This is a genomic window from Photobacterium sp. R1, assembly GCF_054600795.1.
This window is the reverse complement of record NZ_BAAHZP010000904.1, coordinates 1-241: the sequence shown is the minus strand read 5'-3', so window position 1 is coordinate 241 and position 241 is coordinate 1. Positions and strand designations below refer to the sequence as shown.

The 241-nt window shown below is 54.4% G+C and carries 1 pseudogene; it reads left to right on the top strand.

The annotated features are described in order from the left end of the window. Nucleotides 1-241, top strand: a pseudogene (locus ACYP03_RS27685) (anti-phage deoxyguanosine triphosphatase); the annotation flags it as partial.

The following is a 241-nucleotide window of genomic DNA, read 5'->3' as shown; positions in this document are numbered from 1 at the left end:
AGAGCAACCGCCTGACGTCAGCGACTTCCGGCATTTGCGCGCCAAAGACTGGCAGCCTGCCAAGGGCATTTACCGCGACGATAAAGATACCTTTGAGTGGGTGCTGTCTGGCCTGCCAGAACACGACAGAGAACTGTTCGGTATGATGCGCAACCCGCGGCAATCCCCCACTCAACACCTCAAAACACGCTTTAAGTCTTTGGACTGCTCCATTATGGAACTTGCCGACGACATTGCGTAT